This is a genomic window from Burkholderia sp. WSM2230, assembly GCF_000472445.1.
GTDB lineage: Bacteria > Pseudomonadota > Gammaproteobacteria > Burkholderiales > Burkholderiaceae > Paraburkholderia.
Genome location: NZ_AXAJ01000003.1, coordinates 1 through 17535, shown reverse-complemented (window position 1 = coordinate 17535; position 17535 = coordinate 1). Strand labels below are relative to the sequence as shown.

Annotated in this window: 11 protein-coding genes; 3 read left to right on the top strand and 8 right to left on the bottom strand. The window is 66.1% G+C overall.

Annotation, left to right across the window (positions count from 1 at the left end):
* Positions 1 to 98: 98 nt before the first annotated feature.
* A complete protein-coding gene (locus A3AC_RS0108555) occupies positions 99 to 842 on the top strand; it encodes an SDR family oxidoreductase (protein WP_025598363.1) in 744 nt (247 codons plus the stop codon).
* 72 nt (positions 843 to 914) lie between these two features.
* Here the strand turns inward: A3AC_RS0108555 and A3AC_RS0108550 are convergent, their stop codons facing one another.
* Positions 915 to 1940: an aldo/keto reductase gene (locus A3AC_RS0108550; protein WP_025598362.1), complete on the bottom strand. Its 1026-nt coding sequence runs from the start codon at positions 1938 to 1940 to the stop codon at positions 915 to 917.
* 104 nt (positions 1941 to 2044) lie between these two features.
* Entirely contained in the window at positions 2045 to 2602 is a 558-nt protein-coding gene (locus tag A3AC_RS0108545) for a DUF4142 domain-containing protein (protein WP_025598361.1), read from the bottom strand.
* A 349-nt stretch (positions 2603 to 2951) separates the two neighbouring features.
* On the opposite strand from A3AC_RS0108545, the gene A3AC_RS0108540 reads away from it, so the two are divergent.
* Entirely contained in the window at positions 2952 to 3923 is a 972-nt protein-coding gene (locus tag A3AC_RS0108540) for a chemotaxis protein CheV (RefSeq protein WP_025598360.1), read from the top strand.
* A 64-nt stretch (positions 3924 to 3987) separates the two neighbouring features.
* Here the strand turns inward: A3AC_RS0108540 and A3AC_RS0108535 are convergent, their stop codons facing one another.
* Together A3AC_RS0108535 and A3AC_RS0108530 are read right to left on the bottom strand one after the other, a co-directional pair.
* Positions 3988 to 4653, bottom strand: coding sequence for a pyridoxamine 5'-phosphate oxidase family protein (locus tag A3AC_RS0108535; protein WP_025598359.1), 666 nt, complete (start codon positions 4651 to 4653; stop codon positions 3988 to 3990).
* 167 nt (positions 4654 to 4820) lie between these two features.
* On the bottom strand, positions 4821 to 6092 hold the full coding sequence (locus tag A3AC_RS0108530) for an MFS transporter (RefSeq protein ID WP_025598357.1): 1272 nt from the start codon (positions 6090 to 6092) through the stop codon (positions 4821 to 4823).
* A gap of 350 nt (positions 6093 to 6442) precedes the next feature.
* On the opposite strand from A3AC_RS0108530, the gene A3AC_RS0108525 reads away from it, so the two are divergent.
* Positions 6443 to 8530, top strand: a complete 2088-nt coding sequence (locus A3AC_RS0108525) for a TonB-dependent siderophore receptor (protein ID WP_025598356.1) — start codon at positions 6443 to 6445, stop codon at positions 8528 to 8530.
* 96 nt (positions 8531 to 8626) lie between these two features.
* On the opposite strand, the gene fhuB is transcribed toward A3AC_RS0108525, so the two are convergent.
* The 4 genes from fhuB to A3AC_RS0108505 form a co-directional block, all read right to left on the bottom strand.
* Complete coding sequence (gene fhuB, locus A3AC_RS0108520; RefSeq protein ID WP_025598355.1) at positions 8627 to 10618, bottom strand: Fe(3+)-hydroxamate ABC transporter permease FhuB; 1992 nt, start codon at positions 10616 to 10618, stop codon at positions 8627 to 8629.
* Complete coding sequence (locus A3AC_RS0108515; protein WP_025598354.1) at positions 10615 to 11574, bottom strand: ABC transporter substrate-binding protein; 960 nt, start codon at positions 11572 to 11574, stop codon at positions 10615 to 10617. Before A3AC_RS0108515 ends, fhuB begins: the two co-directional genes overlap by 4 nt.
* Before the next feature lie 46 nt (positions 11575 to 11620).
* Entirely contained in the window at positions 11621 to 13804 is a 2184-nt protein-coding gene (locus tag A3AC_RS0108510; protein ID WP_025598353.1) for a TonB-dependent siderophore receptor, read from the bottom strand.
* Positions 13805 to 14122: 318 nt separating this feature from the next.
* On the bottom strand, positions 14123 to 17535 hold a 3413-nt coding region (locus tag A3AC_RS0108505; RefSeq protein ID WP_025598352.1), incomplete at its 5' end, for a condensation domain-containing protein.

Sequence of the window (17535 nt, the reverse complement as noted above, 5' to 3'; positions counted from 1 at the left end):
AGCGCTTGGAATGATGATGGTCACGCTGACCAGATTATCCCAGAAGAAAAAGGATCCATCATTCGTTCACCCACTCAACACTTCACAGGAAACGCACCATGAACACGACCAGAAACGCTCAGATTGCTATCGTGACCGGCGCCTCGCGCGGCATCGGCGCGGCCATCGCACGCCGCCTGTCGGCCGACGGTTTCGCTGTCGTCGTGAATTACGCAGCAAGTTCGGACGAAGCCGATGCGCTCGTCTCCGAACTCAACGCTGCGGGCGGCCGGGCAATCGCGGTGAAAGCCGACGTCTCCAAAGCCGGCGACGTGCGCCGCATGTTCGAGACGGCGGAGCAGCAACTGGGAAAGGTTGACGTGCTGGTCAACAATGCCGGCGTGAACAAGCCGACGCCGCTTGCCGACACGAGCGACGAACTGTACGACCGCGCGTTTGGGATCAACGTGCGCGGCACCTTCAACACGTTGCGCGAAGCGGCGGGCCGCATGAACGACGGCGGCCGCATCGTCAACTTTTCGAGCACCACGCTCGCGCTGAACATGCCGGGCTATGCGATTTACAACGCGACGAAGGCCTCGGTGGAAGCATTCACGCATGTGTTCGCGAAGGAGCTGCGCGGGCGCAACATCACGGTGAACGCGGTGGCGCCAGGGCCGGTCGCGACGGCGCTTTTCCTCGACGGCAAGACCGAGGAGCAGATCCAGAACTTCGCGAAAATGCCGCCGCTGGAGCGCCTCGGCCAACCTGAGGACATTGCATCGGTGGTGGCGTTTCTCGCAAGTTCGCAGGCCGGCTGGGTCAATGGCCAGGTATTGCGCGCGAACGGCGGGCTGGCTTGACGCAAAACGCTGGTTCGGACACTGGACAACAGTGCCGAACCAACGCAGCGGAAAGGGGCGTGAGCCTCCCGCTTACACCGCTTTCGGGTTGCGCTCGACAAACCCTTCCTGATGCCAGTACGGATAAGCGGGCCGCACGGCGCTCGCCGCGTCGAGCCGCGCCACCTGCTCGGGCGTCAGATTCCAGCCGACCGCGCCCAGGTTCTGCCGCAGCTGCTCTTCATTGCGAGCGCCGATCAGCACCGTCGACACGGTCGGACGCTGCAGCAGCCAGTTCAGTGCGATCTGCGGCACGGTCTTGCCGGTTTCCGAGGCAATCTCGTCGATCGCGTCGAGCACGCGGAACAGGTACTCTTCCGGCACCGGCGGCCCCATGTCGGCGGTCTTGTGCAAGCGGCTCGTATCCGGCAACGGCTGACCGCGCTTGAGCTTGCCCGTCAGACGCCCCCAGCCGAGCGGACTCCACACCACCGCGCCCACGCCCTGGTCGATGCCGAGCGGCATCAGCTCCCACTCGTAATCGCGGCCGACGAGCGAGTAATACGTCTGGTTCGCGACATAGCGCGGATAGCCGTAGCGGTCCGCGGTATCGAGCGACTTCATCAGATGCCAGCCCGAAAAGTTGGACACACCCGTGTAGCGAATCTTGCCGGCGCGCACCAGGTCGTCGAGCGTGGACAGCACCTCGGCGACCGGCGTGCGGGCGTCGAAACCATGCAATTGAAAGAGGTCGATGTAATCGGTTTGCAGGCGCCTGAGCGCCGCGTCGACCGCCTGGATCAAATGGAAGCGCGACGAGCCGACGTTGTTCGGACCGTCGTCGAAACGGAAGGTCGCCTTGGTCGAGATGATCGCCTTGTCGCGTTTGCCCTTCAGCGCTTGCCCGAGCACCGACTCGGACGCGCCGCTCGAATAGATGTCCGCGGTATCGAACATCGTGACGCCTGCATCGAAGCAGATGTCGATCAGACGCCGCGCCTCGTCCACCTCCGTCGAGCCCCACGCCTGAAAGAACTCGCCCTTGCCGCCGAACGTGCCCGTGCCGAAACTCAGCACCGGCACCTTGAAACCAGATGCACCCAGATGTCTATATTCCATTGATGGATCTCCGTGGCATAGCCGTCGTTTGAACGGAGATTCAGTCTACGCCGGTCGGCGCGCGAGCGTCGCCGGCGAGCGCGCTGCACACTGCGTGCACGACCTTACTGGGCGGCGGTCGGCAGATGCTTGCGTTTGGCCAGTTCCTGCGCCATTGCGTAATGCTCCTGGATGGTCGGCAACGCCTTTTGCGCCGCGTCCTTCAACTGCGGATCGCGGCCGGAAGCGATCTCGGCCTGGAACGCGGACAGCGCCTTCTGCTCGCCGGCGAGCGCGACCTGCTCGATATACGTCTTGTCGAACTCGGCGCCGCGCAGGTTGTTGATGCTTGCGAGCACCGCGGTGTCGGGGTTGTTCTTCGGCACGTCGACGCCGCGCGGGCTTGCTGCGCGCAGCGCGTCGGAGATTTTGGCGTTGTCCGCCGAGACACGCTCGGCAAAGGCCTTCACGTCACGGTCCGTCGAGCGCGAGGTCGCGATGCGCGCTGCGTCGCGTTGGGTGGCGACGGCCTTGGTGCCCTCGGCGATGAACGTCTGGTCGGCGGCATGCAGACGACCCGCGGCCGGCGCGGTCTGGGCGCTGGCCGTCGTGGCCGATACGGCGAGCATCAGCAGGCTGGCCATGCAGGCGCTCGAGAAAGTGGCGAGAGGCAAGCGGATCATGTGTTCTCCTTGGATTGGAAGCGAAACAGCGACGATGCGGGAGCTGGGGGCTTCTCGCTTCGAAGCATGCTCAAGTACCACCGCCCCGCGGTTTTCATCGCCCGAAAAATTCTAGAAGCGGCGCGCCACGCCATGTGATACGACGCTGTGGCTTCTGTAACGTTAGGTAACCTTCACACGAATGACGCCGGCTCGTGGGAACGATTCGACCACGACCCAGGGATTGCCAGCAGAAAACCGGCCGGGCGCTGAATTTTTCGGCAGCCGCGCCGATAACAATCAGTAAGAAGCGCGCCGGCATCCACCAAAGCACGCGCGCGCCCACGCACAGCAATCCCGGAGAGATTCGATGGCAGCAGATAACCGCTCGCACGATGAACGCACCAACCTGACCAGTTCCAACAAATTCGAGCTGCTGCTGTACCGGCTCGGCTCGGTGCCGGGCAGCGACGCGCACGAGCTTTACGGCATCAACGTGTTCAAGGTCCGCGAAATTTCGACGATGCCGCCGGTCACGCCGATCGCCGGCTCGTCGCCTTTCGTGATGGGCGCGGTGGACATTCGCGGGCAGATCATTCCCGTCATCGACCTGCCGCGGCTAATGGGCTGCGAGCCCACGCGCGGGCTGAACATTCTGCTGGTGACGGAATTCGCCCGCTCCACGCAGGCTTTCGCGGTCGAGGAAGTCGACGACATCGTGCGGCTCGAATGGAACCAGGTGCTTTCCGCGGAAGGCGCGGCAGGCGGCAATCTGGTCACGAGCATTGCGCGGATCGACGGCAATACCGGCGACTCGCGGCTCGCACAGGTGATCGACGTCGAGCAGGTGCTGCGCGATGTGTTCCCATCGCAGCATCCGAGCGTGGATCCGGGGTCGGTCGGCGACGCGCTCGGCATTCGCCCGGGCGCAAAGATTCTCGCCGCCGACGACTCGGGCTTCGCCCGCAAGCTGATCGAGCAGGCGTTGACCGCGATCGGCGCCGAATTCGTGATGACCAAGACCGGCGAAGAGGCCTGGCAGACCTTGCAGCAGGTCGCCGACGAAGCGCAGTCCAACGGCGCGCGCGTGAAGGACAGCATCGCGCTCGTGCTGACCGACCTGGAAATGCCCGAGATGGACGGCTTCATGCTGACCCGTCAGATCAAGGCCGACGAACGCACCCGCGACATTCCGGTGATCATCCATTCGTCGCTGACGGGCGCGGCCAACGAGGCGCATGTGAAGAACGCCGGCGCTAACGGCTATGTCGCGAAGTTCCAGGCCGGTGAACTGGCGAACGCCATACGGACGGCGCTCATGTCGGCTACGGAAGCCGCCTGAGGTAATTGCGGGAGCGCCGGGCGCTGGCGCGCGGCGCATCTGGCGTGTCGCGGCAAGCTCCGCGTCACGCTTTCACCGGATCGGTGCCGAAGCCTGCCTCCCCTTTCCGACGTCTCAGCTCGGCCACTTCCGCCTCCAGTTCCTGAATCCGCTCGTCGCGTTCCTGCAACGCGGCAGCCACCTCGCCCGCGTCGAAACGCTGCGGAATGTGCTTCGGGCAATTCACGTCCCACGCGCGCACGGTCATCGCCAGCACGCGTTCGCCGCGCGCCTTGTAACCCGCGGGCATCAGCTTCGCGAGCAGCGCGGGATCGTCGTCGATCACGCGTGCCTCGCCCCATATCTTGATGCGCCGCCGGTGCGCGTAGTCGAGCAGAAACAGATGCGCCTTCGGGTTGTCGGCGAGATTGCCGGCTGTCACGTACTGGCGGTTGCCGGCAAAATCGGCAAAGGCAATGGTGTGATCGTCCAGCACATGCAGAAAACCGGCGGGACCGCCGCGATGCTGGATATACGGCTGCCCTTCCGAGTTCACGGTGGCGAGAAACACGCTCGTCTGCTGCTCGATGAAACGCGCGACGTCCGGCGTGAGGCGCGTTTGCCAGCCGTGCTCTTCTTCCATGCGCGCATACGCATCGCGCGAGCCATGGCGGCTTTGCAATGCCTTCACGGTGGGCGTGAAGGCGATGTCGCTCGGATAAACATGCGGCAGTGATTCGAGGCGTGTCATGAACCAGCTCCTTGGCGGGCTGTCCCGCAGGTGAGGCAGCCCACTCTACGCGCGTGAGACGTCGCGCGGAAGCCCGCTTCAGCGAGAATCAGTTTCTCACCGAACGGGAGAAGCGCTGCGCCAAGCCGCATACACGCTGCGTCAGGCCGTGCACCCCGCCCAGGCGCTCACGCGCTCGGTGCCAGTTCCCGTTCGCGCTCGAGCGAACGCGTGTTTCTCAGTTCGGGGAAGAGCTTCATCCACAGCAACGCGACGGTGATGGTCGCGATGCCGCCCACCAGTACGGCGGTTCGCGCGCCCCACCAGCCGGCGGTGACGCCGGATTCGAATTCGCCCAATTGATTCGATGTCCCAATGAAAAGCGAATTGACGGCGCTGACACGTCCGAGCATTTCGTCCGGCGTGCGCAGTTGCACGAGCGACAAACGCACGACGACGCTAATGGTGTCCGACGCGCCGAGCGCCATCAGCGCAAGCAGCGAGACGATGAACTGATGCGACATGCCGAACACGAGCGTAGCCGCACCAAACGCGATCACGCCGCCGAACATCGCCGCGCCCGGCCGGTTGCGCAGCGGAAAATGCGCGAGCCAGATGGTGCCCGCAAGCGCGCCAATCGCCGTGCCCGAGCGCAACAGGCCGAGCCCGAGCGGCCCCGTATGCAGCACGTCGCGTGCGAACACCGGCAACAGCGCGGTCGCGCCACCGAACAGCACCGCGAACAGATCGAGCGACAACGCCCCGAGTATCACCGGCTCGCGGCGAATGAACGCGATGCCGGAGAACACCGATTCGAGCGTCACGGGCGCGCGGCTCGCCGGCCTGGCGCGCAGCGGAATGCCCCACACGGCCATGGCCGCTGCCGCGAACGACAGCGTGCAGGCGAGATAGGCGGCGCCCGGACCGATGCCGTAAAGCAGACCGCCGAGCGCGGGACCGGCGATCTGCGCTGTCTGATTCGCCGAAGTGGCCCAGGCTGTCGCCTTCGGCAATTGCCCGCGCGGCACGACGCCCGGCAGCAGCGATGCGACCGCCGGCGATTCAAATGCGCGCGCCGCGCCCACGCATGCCGCGAGCACGTAGATCACCGGCGCGCTGATCCAGCCGCCGAAAGTGCCGCACGCAAACAGCAATGCCGCGACGCTTTCGAGGCTTTGACAGATGGCCGCGATGCGCCGGCGGTCATAGCGGTCCGCGAAGTGGCCGACGACGAGCGTCAGCAGGAACATCGGCAGGAACTGCGCCAGGCCGACGAGGCCGAGCGCAAACGCGCTGTGCGTGAGCGCGTAGATATGCCAGCCCATTGCGACCGCGAGCATCTGAAACGACAGCGACGAGAAAATGCGCGTGCACCAGAAGCGTTGAAACGCCGGTTGTTTCGGCAGGCTGACGGTGGAGGAATCGGTGGCGTCGTTGGAGTCGGCAGGCACGGGAGGCATCGAGGTCGTAGTAAGACGTGGCTGGCTTGAGCGGCAGCTAGTTTAGAGCAACGCAATAGGTCTTGCTTGTGCGTCGGGCATCGGCTCGGCGCCCGCCTGTCACGGTTGATTACAAGGCAGGCGCAAGCGGCCCAGCATGCTCGGGGCTGGGTCATCGAGTTTTTGTTTGATAATCATTCTCATTTACATTATCCTCTCGCATCCTTAATAAGAACTGACGGCGCCGGCCCTTCCCGACCGCTCTGGGGTGGAATACCGCGTCGTCCGAACAATCAATGCGCTTCGTCAAAACTTCGGCGCCGCCAGGCCGCCCTCGCCGTTCCGCTATCCGCCTCCCCGTCTCGATGTTGATGTACCTGGCGACGGCGCCCGCCGCGCTGGCCGCGGCGCCCTCCGATGGCACGAGCGCCCAGCCCGCCGCCTCGACCGAACTGCCGGCGGTGGCCGTGCAGGCCGCGCCGCTCGCCGATCCGACCGCCGGTTACCGGCCGCGCACCAGCGAAACGGCGAGCGGCATCGCGACGAAAATCAGCGACATTCCGCAATCCGTCGCGGTGGTCAGTTCGAGCGTCATGCAGGACCAGCAGGCGCGCACGCTCGACGACGTGCTCGGCAACGTGAGCGGCATCACGCAGACGAACACGCTGGGCGGAACCCGCGATGCGTTCATCAAGCGCGGCTTCGGTTCGAACGACGACGGCTCGATCCTCGTCGACGGCATCCGCTCGCCGACGCTTCACAACTATCTTGCGACGATAGACCGCGTCGAAGTGCTCAAAGGCCCTGCTTCGCTGCTCTACGGCATTCAGGAGCCGGGCGGCGTGATTAACCTGATCACACGCAAACCGGAAGACACCTTTCACGGCTCGGTGTCCGCGAACTACACTAGCCATCGCGGCAGCGGTACGGGCTTCGATCTGACCGGGCCTATCGGTCAACCGGGCCAGGTGGCGGGCGGCACGCTGGCGTTCCGCCTGACCGGCGAGTACAACACGGCGCGCTACTGGCGCAGCTTCGGACGTCAGCGCGACGCGCTGATCGCGCCGTCGCTGTCGTGGCACGACGCAAACACGTCGATCGACGTGAGCTATCAGTACGTCGACTACACGACACCGTTCGACCGCGGCACGGTGCTCGTCAACGGCCATCCCGACGATGCGCTGCGCTACACGCGCTACGAAGAAGCCTGGGCGCAGACTTCGGGCGAACAGGAAACGCTGCGCGCGAAGATCGAACATCGCTTTTCCGACGAATGGCGCGTGCGCGCGACTTACGGGTGGAGCCGCGATCGCTACGACCAGTACATCACGCGCGCGACGGCGTTCAACAGCACGACCGGCATCATGAGCCGCTCGTCCGATGCCAATCTGCAACGCAACGATTCGGACGAGATCGCGACCGTCGGCGTGATCGGCAATCTCAACCTGGCGGGCATGCGTCACGAACTGTACGTGGGCGGCGAGTACGAACGCCAGCGCAGCTTCCGTGGCGATACGATTCGCGGCAAGGCGGTGTCCGGCTTCGATCTGTACGACCCCGTCTATGGAACGCTGTCGCCCGGCGGCACGCCGAGCCGCACGCAAAGCGACAGCCTGTCCAAGGTCCACACCTATTCGGTTGTCACTCAGGACACAGTTCATCTGACCGACAGGCTGATTGCGGTCGGCGGCGTGCGCTGGGAGAACTGGCAGCAACTGTCGGGCGTGGGCCGTCCGTTCGTGATTGCCGATCACTCGCATGGACAGGTGTGGCTGCCGCAATTCGGCCTCGTCTACCGGCTCACGCCCGCGCTTTCCGCGTACGCGAACTTCAGCAAGTCGTTCGTGCCGAACGTCGCCACTCAGGTCAGCGAGCCGCTCGCGCCGGAGCGCGGGCGTGTCTTTGAAACGGGCCTCAAGTTCGACGCGCATGGCATCACCGGCACGCTCGCCGTCTATCAGATCGACAAGCAGAACGTGGCAGTAACCGTCGGCGATACAACTGAAACGGTGGGCAGCGCGCGGTCGCGCGGTATCGAGCTGGATCTCGCCGGGCGGCTCACGCAGCATGTCAGCGTGATCGGCAGCTATGCATACACCAACGCGACGGACCGCGACGACGGCACGCGCCTTGTCAATGCGGCACGTCATACCGGCAGCCTGTTCGCCGTCTACGACACGATGCTGCCGTATCTGCCCGGACAATGGCGCTTTGGCGGCGGTGCTCGGCTCGTGAGCAAGCGGCCGGGCGATACGGCGAACAGCTTCACGCTGCCGGGTTATGTCGTAGCCGATGTGTTCGCCGCCTACGACACGAAGATCGGCAAGATCCCGACGCACGTGCAGCTGAACGTGAAGAACGTTTTCGACAAGACCTACTATCCGTCGAGCAACAGTAATCTGATTATCGCGGTGGGCGAGTCGCGGCTGGTGATGCTGAATACGACGTTTTCGTTTTGAGGGCGTCCGGCTATGAGTCGGGGCGCTCGGCGCCCTGACTTCAGCAATCGCGAGGAAGCTGCCCAAGTCGGCCCAAAGCGGGCCCCTGTCACTGCATCAACGACGCAATAACCACATCAGATAAGGCCCGCCTAGCAGCGTAGCAATCACCCCTGCCGGCATCTGCTGCGGGAAGATCATGTTCCGCCCGAGCCAGTCCGACAGCACCATCAGCAAGCCGCCGATCAGCGCCGCCACGAGCATCTGCGAACGTGCGCGCGGAAAGCCGATCAGGCGCGCGAGATGCGGCGCCATCAGACCGACAAACGACATCGGGCCGATCACGACGGTCGCGCCCGCGGTCAGAACCGCGGCGACCACCAGCAGCATCAGCCGCGCGCGTCCTGCGCCGACGCCGAGCGCGTTGGCAACGTTGGCGCCGAGCGGCAGGATCTCGAGCCAGCGCGCGCCCAGATACGCGATGACCACGGCGAGCACCGTGCAGGCACCGACGGCGGTCGCCGTCGCGGGCACGATCAGATAGGTCGAGCCGTACTGCAGCGGACGCAGCAGGTTGGCATACGCGCCGCCGCTCGCCGTTGCTAGCATGACCACTGCCTGCGAAAACGCACTAATGGCGATGCCCGCGAGCAGCACGTGCTCAGGTGCAAAACCGCTGCGTCGACCAAGCGCGACGATTGTCACGAGGCAGATCAGCGCGCCCGCCGACGAGCCCGCAAGCAATACGGGCGTCGACGGCGCGGCCGCGAGGACGGCAGCGGCCAGCATGCCGAGCATCGCTCCGCCGCTAACGCCGAGCAGATCGGGGCTCGCCATCGGATTGCCGGTGACACGTTGCAGGATGGTGCCCGCAAGCGCCACCATCACGCCCGCGCCGAGCGAGGCAACGAGGCGCGGCATGCGCCAGAACCACACGTCGCTCCATTGCTGCGCGTCGCTCCATTGCCAGCCGTGCAGCGTCATGGAGAAACGCAGGGATACGACTGCCCCGGCAACGAGCAGACCGCCGAGCAACAGCGCTGGCATCGTCAGCTTGCGACGCGGTGGCGCACTATCGGCCGACGCCGGACGCGGCGCCTCGATGTGCACGCGGCGCAGCATCCACAACAGCAGCGGGCCGCCGCAAAGCGCGACAGCAGCGCCCGTCGGCAGCAGTTCTCCGGGCACGCTCGGCAGGCTTTGCACGGCCTGGTCGGCAATCGCTAACAGCAGCGCGCCGACGAGCGGCGCCCACAGCAACTGGTCGCGCACGCGCCGCGCGCCCATAAGGCGCGCCAGCACCGGCCCGCCCAGTCCAATGAAGCCGATGACGCCCACCGCGCTCGCCACAAACGCGCTCAAAGTGACGGCGACGGCGAGCGCAACGGGCCGCGTCCATTTGAGCGACATGCCGAGCTGGCTCGCGCTGCCGTCATCGAGTGAAAACAGCGTGAGGGGGCGCACCAGCAGCGCGGTGGCGACCCCGCACGCGACCACGCGCGGCAGCAGCCATAGCACGCCGGCCCAGCCGTTCTGCACGAGCGAGCCGCCGCCCCATATGAACACGGACGTGAGCGACCGCTCGAACACAATAGTTAGGATGACCGATAATGCGCCGCAGTACAGGTTGACGATCATCCCTGCCAGCACGATGGAGACCGCGGCGAAGCCCTTGCGCCACGTCATCGCCATGGCCGCGAGCATCGCGAGCGCGGCGCCCGCCAGCGCGACCGTGAAGCGCAGGTCCGCGGCGAGCGCGGGCGCGACCACCGCGGCTATCGTCAACGCCAGATAGGCGCCCGCCGACACCCCGAGCGTGAGCGGCTCCGCCAGCGGATTGCGCAGCACCTGCTGGAACACGACGCCGGCAAGCGACAACGCCGCCCCGGCAATCAGCGCGATGGCAAGACGCGGCAGCCAGCCATAGCGCACCACGAGTTGCGGCAGCGTGGCGTCGGTGCCCGGCAGCAACGCGCCTGGCCATTGCGCGACAGGGAGCCGGGCCGACAGCGTGTGATATACGAGCCACGCGGCCAGCATCAGCAGCAGCGCGGGCAGCCGCCACGCGCGCGGCGCGGCGGCGGCGAGAGTTGCCGTCGGGCGGTTCATGTGGTGACTCCTTCGAGTGCGTTCGCGAGGCTGGCGGCGCAACGCATCGACGCGACGACGCCGCCAAGCGCGGGAAGCGGGCCGATGTGCTGCACGCGGTTTTGCCTCACGAACGGCAACGCGCCCCATAGCGGGCTGCGCGCGAGTTGTGCGGCAACGCCGGGCGGCACGCCGATTGTGACGACCTGCGCATCGGCATGTTTTGCGAGCGCGCCGAGGTCCGCTTCCGTCATGCCTTGCGGATCGGCGGCGTCCTGCCATGCGTTGTCGATGCCGAGCGCGTCGAGCACTCCGCCAAACAGGCTGTTTCTGCCGAACACGGCGATATGCCGGTCGTCGATTGGACGAAGCAGATAGAGAGGGCGTCGTGTCGCGCGAAAACCCGCGAGACGCGCGCGCGCGTCAACGAGGCCCGCATCGGCTCGCGCGAACAGCGCATCGGCCGCGGCCCCGCGGCCAAGCGTGTCGGCGAGCTTGCGAGTCGCGGCCTGCACCGCCGGATAAACGTCGATGCCGGGACCGAACAGCTGCACCGTGAGCGTCGGCGCGATCCGTTCGAGCAAGCCGCGCAGCGGCGCGTGCCACGGCGTGATGACGATGAGCTCGGGCTTCAGCTCCGCGAGCACCTCGAAGTTCGGCTGATATAGCAAGCCCGTATCGACGACCGACGGCGGCAACGCCGGAACGCCGTCGAGCTTCGCATACCACGCGGGACGCGAAACGCCGACCGGCACGACCCCGAGCGACAGCACGACTTCGGTCAGCGGCCAGTCGAGCACCACGACGCGAGCGGGCGGCTCGCGGCTCGCGCCTTTTGACGGGACGGCCACCGGAACGCTCGCCGGGCCGTCCGCCGCCGCGCGTGCGAACGCAGCGCCTGCCGCCGCGAGCGCCGTGGCGCCGAACCCTGCAAGCGCGAGGCGCCGCTTGCCGCTAAACCGCGTGCCTGCCGTCATGACCGCGTGAGCCGCAGGCCATGCGCGCGGGCCTCCCGCATTGCCGTCACCATTGGTAGCGCGCCGTTCCGAGCACGGTACGCGTCGCGCCCCAGTAGCACACCGCCGCTGTCGTGCAGTAGGAGATGTACTCGCGGTCGAACACGTTGTTCAGATTGAGCGACAGGCGCCAGTTCTGGATATCGTAATGCGCGCCCAGGTCGACGAGCACGCGCCCCGGCACCGTGAACGTGTTGGCTGCATCGCCTGCCGAACTGCTCATATAGCGCACGCCCGAGCCGACGCCGAAGTTGCGCAGCGGTCCGCGGTGGAACGTGTAATCCGCCCACAGCGAAGCCGTGTTGCGCGGCGCGATGGTCGGGCGCTTGCCCAGGTTGACCATCGTGCTGTTCGTTACCTCCTGGTTGAGATACGTGTACGAAGCAATCACTTTCACGTCCGCGGTGACGTTGGCGTGCGCTTCCAATTCGACACCGCGCGAGCGGATCTGACCGGTTTGTATCGCGTTGGTCGGATGGTTCGGATCGGTCACCGACACGTTGTCCTGCGTGAGCGAGAATGCCGCGAGCGAGAAGAATCCATCGAACCACTTCGGCTGATAACGCACGCCCGCTTCGACCTGACGGCCCTTGGTCGGCGCAAACGGGGCGCCCGAATACGTTGCGCCGAGCACTGGCTGGAACGAGCGCGAATAGCCGATATACGGCGCGATGCCGTTTTCGAACTCATAGGCAAGACCGGCGCGCCAGGTGAACGCGTGGTCGTTCGAGTGATAGGTCGTGCCGGCTCCCGTACTGAGCAACGTGGTCTGCTGATTGCCGCCGGTCCAGTCCTGGCGAACGCCGAACGTCAGCACCCAGTTGCGCCAGCGCGCTTCGTCCTGCGCATACACTCCGACCGTGCTCAACGAATAGTCGAGGCGCGTGTTGGCCTGTTGCGTGGGCAGCGCGGAGAAGTTCGGGTTGTACAGATCGACCGTGCCGATGACGGAATTGCCTTCGGTGTCGCCAAGCATCGAGCGCTGGTAGTCGAGACCGAACAGCAACGTGTGCTGCACCGCGCCTGTCGCGAGCCTGGCCTGCGCGTGCGTGTCGACCTGGAATTGCGTGTAGTGCTCGTTGTCGACGTTGCCCCACATCGACACCGTGCGCTGATTGGCGCCGAGCGCACTCGTCACCGAGGTCTGGTAGTAATGCTGGTCGATATGCAGATAGCGCAGGTTCTGCGACACGCTGATCTTGTCGTTGATCGCGTGGTCGAACTGATAGCCGAACCAGTACTGCGTGCGGTGCATGCCGTCGCGGTCCGGATCGCCGAAATACTTGTCCGGCCCGAGCTGACCATTCGGGTTACTAAACAATGTTGCACCTGCCGGCACGGGATTGAACAAGCCGCCGTTCGGATCGCGCTGGAAACTGCCTTGTAGCGTAAACGTCGTATCGCGGTTCGGGCGGATGGTGACCGAAGGCGCGATGGCAAGCCGCTGGTCCTTGATCTCGCTGACCTGTGTCTCAGCCGTGCGGGCCACGCCCGTCAGCCGGTACAGCACGGTGCCGTCCTTGTCGACTGGGCCGCTGAAATCGAAGCCCAGCTGATAGTTGTTGTGGTTGCCAATCTGCATCATCACTTCGTGATACGGCTGCTCGGTCGGCAGCTTGCTCACGTAGTTGACGAGACCGCCCGGACTGCCCTGCCCGTACAACACCGAAGCGGGACCATGCAGCACTTCCATGCGCTCCATGAAGTACGGGTCGATACGCGGCGTCGCAAAACGAGGCGACTGATACAGATGCAGGCCGTCCAGATACGAGTCGAGTGCAAAGCCGCGGCCGTACAGCTGGTCGAAGCGAATGTCGGTACCGTCCTGCGAGTAGACGCCCGGCGTGTAGCGCAGCGCCTGGTCGACGGTCTGCGCGCCCTGGTCGTCCATCTGCTGACGCGTGATGACGGACACGCTCTGCGGATTCGTGAGCAACGAGGAGTCCGTCTTGGTCCCGGTCGTCGAACGTTTGGCGACATAGCCGACGCCCGGTCCTTGCGGATCTTCAGCAGAGCTACGCACCTGAACGGCGGGCAGTTCCGTGGAGGTGCCGGAGGCGGCGGCCGGCGACTCCTGGGCATGCGCGCCAATGCTGGCGAGACCCAACATCAATGCGACGTAAATCGGGCGCGGGTGCGGCAAACCGCGCTCCCACAGAGAACTGCATTTACCTGCTTTCTCAACCTTCATTCTTCTTGATCCCCATTCTTGTATCCCCGAGCCGGGCTCGGCGCGTGAACGCCGTTCCTGCGTGCCCAGCAATTTTCTCAAGATGGGATGCTAATGTAAACAATAATCGTTCGCATTCAGTGCGGATATTTTGTGGCAAACGGGCGACAGCGTGGGTGGAACCGCGCGAACTGCGTGGCCGGCAGCGGGTGGTGGACGATGCTCGGTGGCTCGCGTCGAGCTCGAACGCCCGCAGTTTGGCCGCGCATGTGTTCCGCCTACGTCATGCGCGGTGGTTGGATGATCTTCGTGGCGATGTCGGTGGCGCCGTTCACCGCATCATGCGGGCCTTGCATCACCCTCGGACCGACGCAGCGTGAACCACTGCGCGAGTTGGGCGGCCAGAAGCGGGTGATGGACGATGCTCGAATGGCTCGCGTCCACCTCGAACTCGCGCAGCCGGCCGCGCGTGTGCTCCGCCCACGCCATCCTGCGCCCCGGATCGGCGATGCGCAGCGCGCGCCACACGTGCAGATCGCAACCGACGCGCGGCAGCGCATGCCGCGACATCAACTCGGCATGCAAGGCGTCGGCGGCAAGGGCGTCCCCTAGCAGCGACGGCCCCGCGTGCTCGAGCAGCGCAAGCGCGGGGGCTGGCGGACCTTGTTCGGGGGTGGTGGCAGCGGCCGTGGTGCTCGCGTCGGCGTCCGCGGCAAAATCAGCGCCCTGCTCCCGATGCGTCGCGGCATCGACGATTCCGACGAACGACACACCCATTCCGAGCCGTTCGAAATGATCCGCAATGGCGATCGCGAGCCGGCCGCCGAACGACCATCCGAGGAGCGCGTAGTCGCCGTGCGGCTGCAGCGCTTGAATGCAGTCGGCGTAGTGCGCGGCGAGCGCCTCGAAGGTGTCGCCCCGCCACGGCTCGCCGCGCACCGCTGGCGCCTGGATCGCGATCAATGTCACGTGGCCGTTGAGCGCCTGCGCAAGCGTCCGATATTCGCCCACCATGCCGTAGCCGGGGTGCAGACAGAACAGGGTGGAGGGTGCGCCGAGCGCGTTCAACGGCACGGCCGCCAGCAGCGCAGCGCCAGCACGCAACTTCGCGTCTGACGACCGGCGTCGTGCGAACCAGGCGGCTAGCGCGTCGGCGCAAGGCACAGGCAGGCTTGCCTCGTAGACGGCGCGCGCGGCCCAGCTCGCGGCGACGGCATCGTGCTGCGCCAGCGTCTCTAGCGACTCGGGAACCGGTCGACGCAGCGCGGGCGCCTCGGATTGCGGCGCGACGATGCGCAGATGCTCCAACAGCTCGCGAAGCACGGACTCGAACGACGCAAGCAGTTTTTCCGCAAGCGCCTCGGACATGAACTGCGGCGCGTAGCCCCAGTTGAGCGTAAGCGAATCGCCGGCGATCCAGCCATTGATGTCGAGGGCTCGGTCCGGCAGCCTCGCGCGAGGCGCGATGGCGTCGCCCGACGCTTCGGTGGCAAAGCCGAAGCGGCTTGCGCCGTCGAACGTTTGATCGAAGCGGCCCAGATAGTTGAAGCCGATCTCCGGCGTGGGCAGCGCGCGCAATGCGGCCTGACTCGCGGCGTCCGCGCAACAGGCGAGCAGCCCCCAGCCGAGCCCGCGCAGCGGCACCGCCGCGAGACGCTCGCGCACGCGCAGGAGCGCGTCCGCAGAACCGGTGCCGCGCGGCAACGCGAGCGGGTACTGGGTCGTGAACCAGCCGACGGTGCGGCTCAGGTCGGCACCGTCGATCACGTCCTCTCGACCGTGGCCTTCCAGTTCGATCAGCACTTCGTCGCGCGAGAGCGCATTGCCGATGGCGCGCGCGAGCGCGGCAAGCAGCACTTCGTCGACGCGCATGCGGTACGCGCGCGGCGCTTCCCGCAGCAGCGCGGCGGTCAGCTCTGGAGAGAGCTTTTTCAGCAGGGTCTTTTGCGGCTGAGGTTCCGGCGTAACGGCAGGAAACAGTGGACCGGCGCGCAGTGCTGGCGAGTCGAGCGCCGTTTGCCACCATGCCAGTTCCGCGAGGCGCTCCGATGATTCGGCATACTGATGAAGTTCGCGCACCCAGGCACGCCACGGCATCGACGCGGCGGGCAGTTGGATGGGCTCGTTGCGTTCGGCCTGCCCGTAGGCGGTCTGCAGTTCCTCGAGCAGCACGCGCCACGAGACGCCGTCCACCGACAGGTGGTGAATTGCGATCAGCAGACGGGTTTCGTCTGGCGTCTCGAAGTGGCCGATGCGCCACACCGGGCCGTGCTCGATGTTCAGGCTCGACTGGATACGCTCGCAGGCGGCTGTGAGGTGTGTGAGGCAGGGCAGTTTCTCGTGGTGGATGATCGCGGTTTGCGATGGGTCCGAGGGTTGTAATGCTCCGGAGGCTTGCGGTGCTTCTGAGGCGCGTGGTGCTTCTGAGGCTTGTGGTGCGTCGGAGCCTTGCGACCCTTCTACCACCGGCGCGGCTTCACCCACCCGCGCCGGCACCGCCACCTGCCTCCACTCCCCCGCCTCCCGCACGAACCGCAGCCGCAGCGCGTCGTGACGCGCCTCCAGCGCCGCCACCGCGCGCTCCAGCGCCGCAGGCACGAGCCGGCCCTTGACCTTCAGCAGCACCGCCTGGTTCCAGTGCGACTCGCCTTGCGGATAACGCTCGAAGAACAGCCGCTGGATCGGCGTCAACGCGAGCGCGGCGCCGTCGTCGACCTCCTGCGTCGCGCGTGTGTCCAGCCGCTGTGCGCGCTGCGCGAGACCGCTGACTGTCGGATGCTCGAAGATCTGCCGCGGCGTGAGCCGCCAGCCCGCCTCGCGTGCCCGCGCGATGATCTGCAGGCTCTGGATCGAGTCGCCGCCGGCTTCGAAGAAGTTGTCGGCAACACCGAGATCATCGCGCCCGAGCACCGCGCTCCAGATCGACAGCAGCACCGATTCGACCTCGTTCGATGGCGCCATACGCTCGCGCACCTCCGTCTGCGGCGCGGGCAGCGCGGCGCGGTCGAGCTTGCCGTTGGGCATCCACGGCAGCCGCGCAAGCACCGTCACCGAGGACGGCACCATGTAGCCCGGCAGCCTCTGTTCCAGTTCACGTTGCAGATGGGCGGCGTCGAGCGTTGCTGAGGCCGCCGCGTTTGCGTTTTCTGCATGGGTGTTCGCAGCGTCCCCGGCTCTGTTGTTCCCTGCCCGGTTCTCACCTGCCTGTGCATCGCCCGCATGAGCGTTCCCTGCCCGGGCTCTCTCGCCTTCCCCCACCACATACGCCGCGACTCTCTGCTTCTGCCCCTCGCCAACGACAATCACCGCCGCCTCGCGCACGCCCTCGCACTGGCGCAGCACCGCCTCGATCTCGCCCAGTTCGATGCGCTGGCCGCGCAGCTTCACCTGCTGATCGAGCCGTCCGAGGAATTCGACGGTGCCGTCCGCGCGCATCCGGCACAGGTCGCCGCTGCGGTAAAGACGCGCGCCCGGCGCGCCGTACGGATCCGGCACGAACCGCTCTGCCGTCAGCGCCGGTCTGCCCAGATACCCGCGCGCCACCGTCGGCCCGCCGATGCACAGCTCCCCCAGGCCGCCCACCGGCGCTTCATCNCCGGANGCGTCCAGCACCCGCGCCGTGCGCCCCGGATACGGATGACCGATCGGCACCGTCACCTGATGCACGTCCTCATCGCGTGTATGGCGGTACAGCGCGGCCACGGTCGTCTCCGTCGGCCCGTACAGGTTGTCCAGCCGGATGTCCGCCAGCG

Bases quoted from the DNA above. Each gene is read 5' to 3' on its own strand.
- fhuB (WP_025598355.1), bottom strand. From the start codon at position 10,618: ATGAACCGCCCGACGGCAACTCTCGCCGCCGCCGCGCCGCGCGCGTGG.
- A3AC_RS0108510 (WP_025598353.1), bottom strand. From the start codon at position 13,804: ATGAAGGTTGAGAAAGCAGGTAAATGCAGTTCTCTGTGGGAGCGCGGT.
- A3AC_RS0108535 (WP_025598359.1), bottom strand. From the start codon at position 4,653: ATGACACGCCTCGAATCACTGCCGCATGTTTATCCGAGCGACATCGCC.
- A3AC_RS0108550 (WP_025598362.1), bottom strand. From the start codon at position 1,940: ATGGAATATAGACATCTGGGTGCATCTGGTTTCAAGGTGCCGGTGCTG.
- A3AC_RS0108515 (WP_025598354.1), bottom strand. From the start codon at position 11,574: ATGACGGCAGGCACGCGGTTTAGCGGCAAGCGGCGCCTCGCGCTTGCA.
- A3AC_RS0108530 (WP_025598357.1), bottom strand. From the start codon at position 6,092: ATGCCTCCCGTGCCTGCCGACTCCAACGACGCCACCGATTCCTCCACC.
- A3AC_RS0108545 (WP_025598361.1), bottom strand. From the start codon at position 2,602: ATGATCCGCTTGCCTCTCGCCACTTTCTCGAGCGCCTGCATGGCCAGC.
- A3AC_RS0108555 (WP_025598363.1), top strand. From the start codon at position 99: ATGAACACGACCAGAAACGCTCAGATTGCTATCGTGACCGGCGCCTCG.
- A3AC_RS0108525 (WP_025598356.1), top strand. From the start codon at position 6,443: ATGTACCTGGCGACGGCGCCCGCCGCGCTGGCCGCGGCGCCCTCCGAT.
- A3AC_RS0108540 (WP_025598360.1), top strand. From the start codon at position 2,952: ATGGCAGCAGATAACCGCTCGCACGATGAACGCACCAACCTGACCAGT.